The organism is Actinoplanes sp. NPDC051633, from assembly GCF_040681735.1.
Lineage (GTDB): Bacteria > Actinomycetota > Actinomycetes > Mycobacteriales > Micromonosporaceae > Actinoplanes.
In genome coordinates this window covers 1-1,901 of record NZ_JBFAZH010001357.1, presented here as the reverse complement: position 1 = coordinate 1,901, position 1,901 = coordinate 1, and the positions used below count along the sequence as shown (strand labels likewise).

Below are 1,901 nucleotides of genomic sequence, written 5' to 3'. Positions count from 1 at the left end.
CTTCCCGGAGCTGATCCTGCGCATCCACGCGCTGGCCCGGCGCCGGCCGCACGCGCGGCCGCCGACGGTGCGCGCCGCCGGCATCGAGCTGGATCCCTTACGCCGCAACGCAGTGCGCGACGGCCGGCGGCTCACCCTGTCGGTGAAGGAGTTCGCCGTGCTGGAGGCGCTGCTGCGGGCGAGCCCCGGCCATCTGAGTGCCGAGGCGCTCCTCGATCAGGTCTGGGACGAGAACGCCGACCCCTTCACCAACACGGTCGCGGTGACGGTGGGCCGCCTGCGGCGCAAGCTCGGCGACCCACCGGCCATCGCGACTACTCCGGGGGTGGGCTATCGGATCGCTGTTTAGGCACCGTGGGCTCACGTCCCTCGGCGGCGAACAGGCGTTCCTCGTCCAGTGCCGAGGTCTGCACCACCAGGACGTCGCAGATCGCCTTGCGCACCACGCCGGCGGGCACCGAGCCCAGCAGCTGGCCCTCGTCGGCGCCCAGACCGCGGTTGCCGACCACGATGAGGTTCGCGGGGTCGTTGCCGACCGCGTCCAGCAACGCCTGCGCCGGATCGCCCTCGACGATGCGCTGATCGATGTACCGCGCCCGCTCCTTGGTCAGGGCGGTGACCGACTTGCCCAGCGCCTCCCGCGCGGCGTCCGCACCGAAGATGTCGCGGTGCAGCCCCGCGGAGGTGGAGGCGGTCGCGGGCGCCTGGCTGCGGTACGCCGTGACGACCACCAGCCGGGCCTGCGCCGCCTGGGCCACCTCGGCGGCCCGGTCCACGGCGTACAGGCTGGTCGCCGTCCCGTCCGAACCGACCACCACCCGGTCGTAGACGGTGATGCTGCGCTTGCCGCCCAGCGGCATGATCGGCGACTCGTCGGCCTCGTCCGGCGGGTTGACCCACAGCATCGCGATGGCGCCGATGCCCAGCAGGACGCCGGCCAGCATGATCGCGTTCGTGCCCTTGCTGTCGAGGAGGTGCTCGAAGATCCAGCCGAAGGTGACCGTCTGGATCAGCATCGGCACGACGATCATCATGTTGAGGATGCCCATGTAGACGCCGGTGCGCTTGGCCGGCACCATGCTGGCGACCATCAGGTAGGGCACGCCGACCGCGCTGGCCCAGAAGATGCCCACGCCGATCATCGGGATCAGCGCCACGTACTGGTTGTCGGCGCGGGACAGCCAGACCAGTGACACTGCAGCCAGGCCGAGCGCGACCGCGTGCACCCGCTTGGCGCCGATCCGCCGGGCGAATCCGACCAGGAAGAGCGCCGACACCATGGTGACGAAGTTGTACGCGGCGTTCTGCAGGCCGCTCCAGCCGATCGCCTCGTCCCAGGCCGGGCCGCCCGTCTCCGGGTCGGCGCCGAACACGGACTCACCGAGGCTGACCGCGAGGAACTGCCAGTAGATGAACATCGCGTACCACTGGAAGAGGAAGACCACGCCGATCTTGTGCATCGCGACCGGCATCACCTTGACCGCGTCCGCGATCTCCTTGATCGCGGGCCCCAGACCCTTGGGCGCCGCCCGGACCTCGGCGATCTCCTCGTCGCTCGGGGTCAGCTCCTTGGTCTTCGCCATCGCCGTCAGCACGGTCAGCAGGATGCAGACGGTGCCGATCATGAAGCAGACGTACATCCAGTAGGGCACGCCGTTGCCGGCGGTCTCCTGCAGCCCCTCGACCTTCTCGAGGATGAACAGCGAGAGGTTGGCGAGCACGGCGCCCGCGCCGGTGAACATGCTCTGCGTCAGGAAGCCGCGGGCCAGCTGATTCTTGGGCAGCCGGTCGGAGATGAACGCCCGGTACGGCTCCATCGAGGTGTTGTTGCCGGCGTCGAGCAGCCAGAAGCAGATGACCGCCAGCCACAGGATGCCCACGAACGGGAAGAGGAACAGGAT

Annotated in this window: 2 protein-coding genes; one reads left to right on the top strand and one right to left on the bottom strand. The window is 69.5% G+C overall.

What is annotated here, in order from left to right:
- A partial coding sequence (locus tag AB0M20_RS40945; RefSeq protein WP_364306643.1) for a response regulator transcription factor occupies positions 1–349 on the top strand: 349 nt, incomplete at its 5' end.
- On the opposite strand, the gene AB0M20_RS40940 is transcribed toward AB0M20_RS40945, so the two are convergent.
- Positions 315–1,901, bottom strand: a 1,587-nt coding sequence (locus tag AB0M20_RS40940) for a universal stress protein (RefSeq protein ID WP_364306641.1), incomplete at its 5' end; no start/stop codon positions are given. The genes AB0M20_RS40945 and AB0M20_RS40940 overlap by 35 nt on opposite strands.